The 7,753-nt window shown below is 64.9% G+C and carries 4 protein-coding genes; all 4 read right to left on the minus strand.

The window, feature by feature from the left end:
• A partial coding sequence (locus tag VLR48_RS07635; protein WP_325291210.1) for a pyruvate kinase occupies positions 1-476 on the minus strand: 476 nt, incomplete at its 3' end.
• A complete protein-coding gene (locus VLR48_RS07640) occupies positions 443-2,299 on the minus strand; it encodes a nucleoside-diphosphate sugar epimerase/dehydratase (protein WP_325291211.1) in 1,857 nt (618 codons plus the stop codon). The genes VLR48_RS07640 and VLR48_RS07635, both read right to left, overlap by 34 nt.
• A 226-nt stretch (positions 2,300-2,525) precedes the next feature.
• Positions 2,526-3,935 (minus strand): MBL fold metallo-hydrolase, encoded by a 1,410-nt coding sequence (locus tag VLR48_RS07645; RefSeq protein WP_325291212.1) that lies wholly within the window; start codon positions 3,933-3,935, stop codon positions 2,526-2,528.
• Between the two features lie 136 nt (positions 3,936-4,071).
• Positions 4,072-7,753, minus strand: a 3,682-nt coding sequence (locus tag VLR48_RS07650) for a ribonucleoside-diphosphate reductase subunit alpha (protein WP_325291213.1), incomplete at its 5' end; no start/stop codon positions are given.

A 7,753-nucleotide genomic window follows, 5' to 3' on the forward strand; every position in this document is an offset into this window, starting at 1 on the left:
TCCCCGGAGAGCATCAGCGCGTCCGCTTCCTCGTAAACCGCATTCGCCACATCGGTGACCTCCGCGCGTGTGGGCGTGGGGTTGGTGATCATGGATTCCAGCAGTTGGGTGGCAACGATGACGCGGGTGCCGAGATCGTGGCAGCGCCTGACGATCCGGCGTTGAAGAATCGGAAGCTCCTCAAACTCAACCTCGGTCCCAAGGTCACCGCGGGCAATCATGATGACATCCGCCTCGCTGATGATGGCATCGATATTGCGGATCGCCTCCTGGTCCTCGATCTTGGCGATGAGCTGGGCATCTCCTTCAAGCGCCTTCATCGCATCGCGCAACTCGCGAACGTGGGCCGCGTCTCTTACGAAAGAGCCGGCGATGTAGTCCGCCTCGCACTCGACGGCCAGATCCAGGTCCTTTTGGTCCTTTTCCGTGAGCGCGGGAAGGTTCAGGCGGACTCCTTCCCCGGGTCGGAATTCCAATCCGGGACAACCCGTCCGAGAACGGCCTTGGCCGCCGCGTCGTCACCATCGGCCAGAGCTTGGCCGAGATCGCTCAAGGCGGATTCGAGCAGGTCGGCGCCGGGTGCTTCGGTTCGGCGGGCGATGTGGATGCGCGGGTGAGGGGTATCGGCGAACCCTTCGGAGGGATAGAACAGCTCCTCGAACAGTTTCTCGCCGGGGCGCAGCCCGGTGTACTCGATCTTGATATCGCGCTCCGGTACCCGTCCGGACAGACGGATCATCTGCTCGGCCAGATAGCGGATCTTCACGGGCTCACCCATGTCGAGCACAAAGGTCTCGCCGCCCTTGCCGATCACCGCCGCCTGCATGATGAGCTGGCAGGCCTCCGGGATGGTCATGAAGAAGCGTTCGATGTCGGGATGGGTGACGGTCACGGGTCCACCGCGCTCGATCTGTTGCTGGAAGCGCGGCACCACGCTGCCGGCCGACCCCAACACGTTGCCGAAGCGCACCGTCATGAAGCGACAGGCGGAGCGGGTCTGAATGTCTTGGCAGAGCAGCTCCGCGAAACGCTTGCTCGCCCCCATGACGTTGAAGGGGTTGACCGCCTTGTCGGTCGAGATGAGCACGAAACGCTCGCAGCCCCACAGATCCGCGGCGGAGGCGATCATGCGGGTCCCGATGACGTTGTTGTGCAGCGCCGCCTGGATCTGGTCCTCCAGCAGGGGAACGTGCTTGTAGGCCGCGGCGTGGAAGACGACATCCGGTCGCAGGCGCTTGAAGAGGTCGTTGATCGCGACCGCATTGGTGACATCCACCAGGTAACGGGCCAAGACCGGGGGGTTCGGGCTGTCGAGCAGCTCGGTCTCGATTCGGTACAGGTTGTACTCGCCATGATCGAGCAGGATCAGCCGACGCAGACCGCAGCTGCGCAGCTGGCGACAAAGCTCCGAGCCGATCGAGCCGCCCGCCCCGCTGACCAACACCACGCGATCCGCCAGACCGTCGCGAATGCCCTCCCAATCCAAGGTCACCGGCTCACGTCCCAGCAGATCCTCGATCGAGACCGAGCGCAATTGATTCACGCTCACCTGACCCGCCATCAACTCCTTGATCTGGGGTACGGTGCGGAAGGGCCGCCCGGCGGACTCGCAGAGCCCGACAAGCCGGCGCATCTCGTGGGTGGAGGCGCTCGGCGCGGCCAAGAGGACGACGTCGATCCCGAAGGTCTCCACCAGTTGCGGGATGTCGTGGGTCGTGCCGCGGATCGGCACCCCGTGCACCACACCGCCTTGACGGCGCGGTTTGTCGTCGACGAAGGCCACCGGGACATATCCCGAATGGCGATCGCGCAGCAGGTCACGGACCAACATCTCGCCGGCGCGGCCGGCGCCGACGATCAAGACCCGCTTTCCGCCGCTGAAATCCAGATGCCGGTCTTTCATCCATCGATAGAGGAGTCGCGGCCCGGCTAAGAGCATCAGCTGAAAGATCACGAACAGCGCCGGCAATGACCGCGGGATATAGGCCATCCGGTTGAAGGCGAAGAGCAGGAAGAGCAGCAGGGTGGTGCCGACCAGGACGGCTTGTGCGATCCGCACGAGATCGTCCATCGACGCAAAACGCCAGACCCCGCGATAGAGCCCGAACATCCAATAGACCGAGCCGATGACCACCACGACGAACGGGAGGGTCTCGATGGCCTCGTCGATGAATTCCGGCGGCACATAGCCGAGATTGAAGCGCATCCAATACGCCAAACCCCAAGCCAACGGGATCATCAGCATGTCGTGCAGAAAGACCAGGAGGCGCGAGCGTGCGCGCTGGAGCCAAACCTTCATCGCGGGAGGCCTTCGCTCGGGCTTTTGGGCATTGACGCAAAGATCCGGCCCGACGGGTGACGGGTGGTCGCAAACGGGCTTTCCACGGTTACTCCGGCAGGCGGGCGGCGGCGATGACGCCTATGTTAACACTGCGGCCTCGGGTTCAAATGCTGCTGCGGGCGATGGCCTTGCTCGTCACCCCGCACAAGCCTGCGCCTGATGAGAAAGAAATCGTCCGCTAGGCTCAGGGAATGCGGACCTTGATCCCGGGAAAGCGCTGCAGCAGAACGTCTTGTAGGGCGGTTTTGGCGCCGTGCTCGCCGTGGACGAGGATGACCTCACGGGGTGGTGGTGACATGGCGCCGATGAAGTCGAGCAGATCCTGTTGGTCGGCATGGGCGGAATAGCCGCCGATGGTATGGATGCGGGCGCGGATGTCGTAGCGGCGGCCGTCGAGCTCGACATAACCGCTGCGGGGTCCGTAGCGTTGGATGTCGCGGCCCGGCGTGCCGGCGGCTTGATAGCCGACAAAGAGGACATCGTGGCGCGGATCGCCGAGCATGGCCTTGAGGTAATTGACGATCCGCCCCCCGGCGCACATGCCGCTCGCGGCGATCACGATGGCTGGGCGATGCTCGCGCGCAAGGTATTCGACCATGCGCAGATGGGCGGCGTGATCGTCGACGGTCAGCATTCGATCGAACGCCAGCGGATGGCGCCCGGCCGCAACGCGGGCCTCGGCCTCGCGGTCCCAGTGCGCGCGCAGTCGACGGTAGCCGGCGGTCAGATCCGCCGCCAGCGGTGAGTCCAGCACCACCGCGAGATCCTCCCAACGCCATTTGCCTCCGCTGCCTTCGGTGCCGCGGTTCTCGTGCACCAAGGTTTCCAGCTCGTAGAGCAGCTCCTGCGTTCGCCCGATGCTGAAGGCCGGGATCAAAAGGGTCCCGCCGTCCTCGAAGGCGTGCTCGACCATGGTCCGCAGGCGCTGATGACGCGTGCTGCGGTCCTCGTGGATGCGGTCGCCGTAGGTGCTCTCCAGCACCACGACATCGGCGGATTCCGGAGGGGTCGGATCCGGCAGCAGCGGGGTATGCGGCGCGCCGAGGTCTCCCGAGAAGAGCACACGCGTGGTGGTCCCGGCGTGGGTCAGGTCGCATTCGACGTAGGCGGAGCCGAGGATGTGACCGGCTTGCTGCAGACGGATGCGCAGTGAAGGTTCGCCCGCGATCAAGGGGTACCAGTCCCCGTAGGGCAGCGGGACAAGGCGTGCCTGCAGTCCGCGCAGGACGGCTTGGATGAGAGCCGTATCGCGGGTGACGCCGACCTTCAGTGCGTCCTCCAAGACCAGCGGCAGAAGCTCCGCGGAGGCCTCGCTGCACAGGATCGGGCCGCGAAAGCCGGCAGCCAGGAGATGGGGGAGGCGCCCAACATGGTCGATGTGCACATGCGTCAGGATCAGCGCCTGGATGCGATCGACCGGGAAGCCGATCCACGGACGGTCGGTACCCGCGCCGTCCGAGGCCGTCTCCGCACCTTGGAAGAGCCCGCAGTCGATCAGAACCGAACGGCCGTCGCCGAGCATCAGCTCATGGCAAGAGCCGGTGACGCCGTCGACGGCGCCGTGGTGTGCGATCAGTGGTGTTGCGTTGGTCATGTCGTCTCCATCGTCCGTGTGGCGGCGCTGTAGAGGCGGTGTAGGGGCGCCTTTAGTCGCCTTCTCGGAAACAACCGTCGTCGTGGGACCACCGGGAGACTAAAGTCGCACCTACATGCCCTGCATGCCCCTACGTCTACTGGCAGGCTTCGCACTCCGGGTCTAGGATCGAGCAGGCTGCGGGTGCGGCGGCGCCGTTGCCCTTTGCCTTGTCGAGCGAAAGATAGTTGCCCCCGACCGCGCTGAGCCGATTGGCCTTCCCTGCGTCGTCCATCGTGGATTTCTCAACATGGGTCGCACCCATGGACCGCAGATAGTAGGTCGTCTTCAGACCCCGCACCCACGCCAGCTTGTAAAGATTGTCGAGCTTCTTGCCGCTCGGCTCGCGCATGTAGAGGTTGAGGCTCTGGGCCTGGTCGAGCCATTTCTGGCGACGGCTTCCGGCCTCCACCAGCCAGCGGGCGTCGACCTCGAAGGCGGTGGCGTAGAGCGCCTTGAGATCCTCCGGGATGCGGTCGATCTGCTGAATGGAGCCGTCGTAGTATTTCAGATCGTTGACCATCACCGAATCCCACAGGCCGCGTTCCTTCAGATCGACCACAAGATAGGGGTTGACGACCGTGAACTCGCCCGAGAGGTTGGATTTGACGAAGAGGTTCTGATAAGTCGGCTCGATCGATTGGCTGACCCCGACGATGTTGCTGATGGTCGCGGTCGGTGCGATGGCCATGCAGTTGGAGTTGCGCATGCCGACGGTGCGCACGCGCTCGCGCAGGGCGTTCCAGTCCAACGTGGTGCCGGTGTCCATCTGCAGATAGCTGCCGCGCGCCTCTGCAAGCAGCTCGATGCTGTCGACCGGCAGGATCCCGCGGCTCCAGAGCGAGCCTTCGAAGCTCTGATAGCGCCCGCGCTCTTCGGCGAGGTCCGTGCTGGCGCGGATCGCGTAATAGCTGAACGCCTCCATGCTGTGATCGGCGAACTGCACGGCCTCCATGCTCGCGTAGGGGATGCGCAGCTGATAGAGGGCGTCCTGGAATCCCATGATGCCGAGCCCGACCGGACGGTGCCGCAGGTTGGAGTTGCGCGCCTGCGGGACGTTGTAGAAGTTGTAGTCGATGACGTTGTCGAGCATCCGCATGGCGGTGCTGACCGTCTTGCGCAGACGCTTGGTGTCGAGCCCCTTCTCGGTCACGTGCGCGGCCAGATTGACGCTGCCGAGATTGCAGACGGCGATCTCCAAGTCATTGGTATGCAATGTGATTTCAGTGCACAAGTTGGAGCTGTGCACGGTCCCGACATGCTGATTGGTATAGCGCAGGTTGCACGGATCCTTGAAGGCGATCCAGGGGTGTCCGGTCTCGAAGAGCATGGCGAGCATCTTGCGCCAGAGATCCACGGCCTTGATCCGTTTGGAGACCTTGAGCTCGCCGCGCGCGGCACGCTCCTCGTAGCCGACATAGGCCTGCTCGAACGCCAGCCCGGTCAGGTCGTGCAGGTCCGGGGCCTCGTCGGGCGAGAAGAGGGTCCAGTGCCCGTCCTCGGCGACCCGCTTCATGAAGAGATCCGGCACCCAGTTGGCGGTGTTCATGTCGTGGGTGCGGCGGCGATCGTCGCCCGTGTTCTTGCGCAGGTCGAGGAATTCTTCGATGTCGACGTGCCAGGTTTCAAGATAGGCGCAGACGGCGCCCTTACGTTTCCCGCCGTTGTGGACCAGCGCTGCGGCGGTCATGTAGGTCTCGTCGCCCTCGACCTTGAGGTCGTGGACCTTGGCGACCGGCGCGATGGAGGTGACCGACTTGACCCGCGTGAAGATCCAATTGCCCAAGCGGAACCAGTTCCGCTTGGTGAGCGCCGGGACGCCGACCAGCTCGGCGATCTCGGGCACGGCCGGGATGCGCAGGTCGAAGGCGCGAACAGTGCCGGTGAAGGAGACCACCGAGCCGTCACCGCGTGTGCCCGTGTGGGCATTGTGGCGCACGCGATACTGACCGGCGCAGGGGATGCCGAGTCGCAGGAGCTGATAACGCAAGCCTTCGGCGAGCGCGGCGGAGGTGCAGGTGAAATAGATTTCTTTGCCGCGGCTTATCCCGCCATCGGTTTCCAGAAGTCCCTGGACGAGTGCCAGTGCCTGATCGTGCGGCAGATGGCTGAAGCGGCGTGCGATGCGTTTCTTGCCGCCGGCGTCGTAGAGGTCCTCATAGCTGAAGGGTAGATGGGCCTCGTCCAATCCGACATAGCGACCGGTGGTCGCGCAGCGGGCCAAGCCCCTGCCGACGGCCCAATTGATCTGGATGTATTCATTGCCCCGTCCGTTCTCCCAAAAGTGGATGCCGCGCTCGGTGAGATAGTCGCGGACGAATTGGAGATGACCGTTGTCGCACCCGGGGTTGCCGGAGATACCGAACTCGCGGCCGCGCGTGAGGTGCCCGTCGCCGAGCAGAATGCCGTAGAAGCGTGCATCCGCTTGGGTGAGTTCCGGGACCGGCACCACCTCGGCCGGGATGACCTGAGCCACATAGTCCCCGCGCGTCAGCAGGCCGGCCTCGACCCACTCGGGTCGGAAACGGGCCTGCTCGATCTGGCCGAGCGTGCGTTCGATGGACTGCTCCATCGGTACGCCCTGGATGGCCCAGAAGGGATGACCGGCGGTGACGTCCAGATCATTGACCGAATGCTTGACCGCCACCCGGACCATGGGTGCGTCCTTCTGGTCGTAGACAAAGCGCTCCGTGACCTCGCGATAGCGTCCGCGCTGACCCAGCACCAGATCGCCGACCCGCACGTCCGCGATCGGCTTGGGGCCGTCAGCGGTAAAGACGGTGGTCTCCGGTGCGAAGCACTGGTTGACCGCCACCGCCGTGTCGTTCGCGACCTTCAGGAAGGGCACCACACCCTGGCTCTTGCCGTTGGTCCCCTTGATGTGGGCACCCATGCCGCGCACGCGGGTCCAATCGTTGCCGAGTCCCCCGGCGAATTTCGACAGGAGTGCGTTGTCTTTGATGGCGCCGTAGATGCCGTCCAGATCGTCCGGGACGGTGGTGAGATAACAGGAGCTGAGCTGGGGGCGCAGCGTGCCGGAGTTGAAGAGGGTCGGGGTCGAGCTCATGAAGTCGAAGCTCGAGAGCAGCTCGTAGAACTCGATGGCGCGGGTCTCGCGGTCGATCTCGTTGATGGCCAGACCCATGGCGACGCGCATGAAGAAGGCTTGGGGCAGCTCGAAGCGGATGCCGTCGGCGGTGTGGATGAAATAGCGGTCGTAGAGGGTCTGCAGGCCGAGATAGGTGAATTGCAGATCGCGCTCGGGCTTGAGCGCGGCGCCGAGGCGGGCCAGATCGTAGCGGGCGAGCTGCGGGTCGAGGTGCTCGAGATCCGCGGCGCGCTTGATATAGGCCGCCAGATAGTCGCTGTAGCGCTCGGCCAGATCGGCCTGGGTCTCCACCCCGACGGCCAGCCCCAAGAAGCCCAGTGCCTCGCGGCGCAGCACGTCGAGCAGCAGCCGGGCGGCGACCTGGCTGTATTGGGGATCCTTCTCGATCCGGGCGCGGGCGGACATCACCAGCGCCTGTCCGACGTCGGCCTCGCGCACGCCGTCGAAGAGGTTGCGCAGGGTGTCGGCCAGGATGGCTTGCGCGTCCACGGCGTCGAGGTCGCGACAGGCCTCCTCGAGCAGACGCGTCAGGCGTGCGACATCCAGCGGACGGGTGCTGCCGTCGGGGAGGGTGACCGAGAGCGGGTGCGGGGCCTTGGCCGGCGTGCTCGCCGCCGCGCGCTCGGCACGCTCGCGGGCGCGGGCCTCGCGGTAGAGGGCGTAGTCGCGC

Source organism: Thiocapsa sp., assembly GCF_035467215.1.
Taxonomy (GTDB): domain Bacteria; phylum Pseudomonadota; class Gammaproteobacteria; order Chromatiales; family Chromatiaceae; genus Thiocapsa.

Coding starts and splice junctions, on each gene's coding strand:
- VLR48_RS07645 (WP_325291212.1), bottom strand. CDS start 3,935: ATGACCAACGCAACACCACTGATCGCACACCACGGCGCCGTCGACGGC.
- VLR48_RS07640 (WP_325291211.1), bottom strand. CDS start 2,299: ATGAAGGTTTGGCTCCAGCGCGCACGCTCGCGCCTCCTGGTCTTTCTG.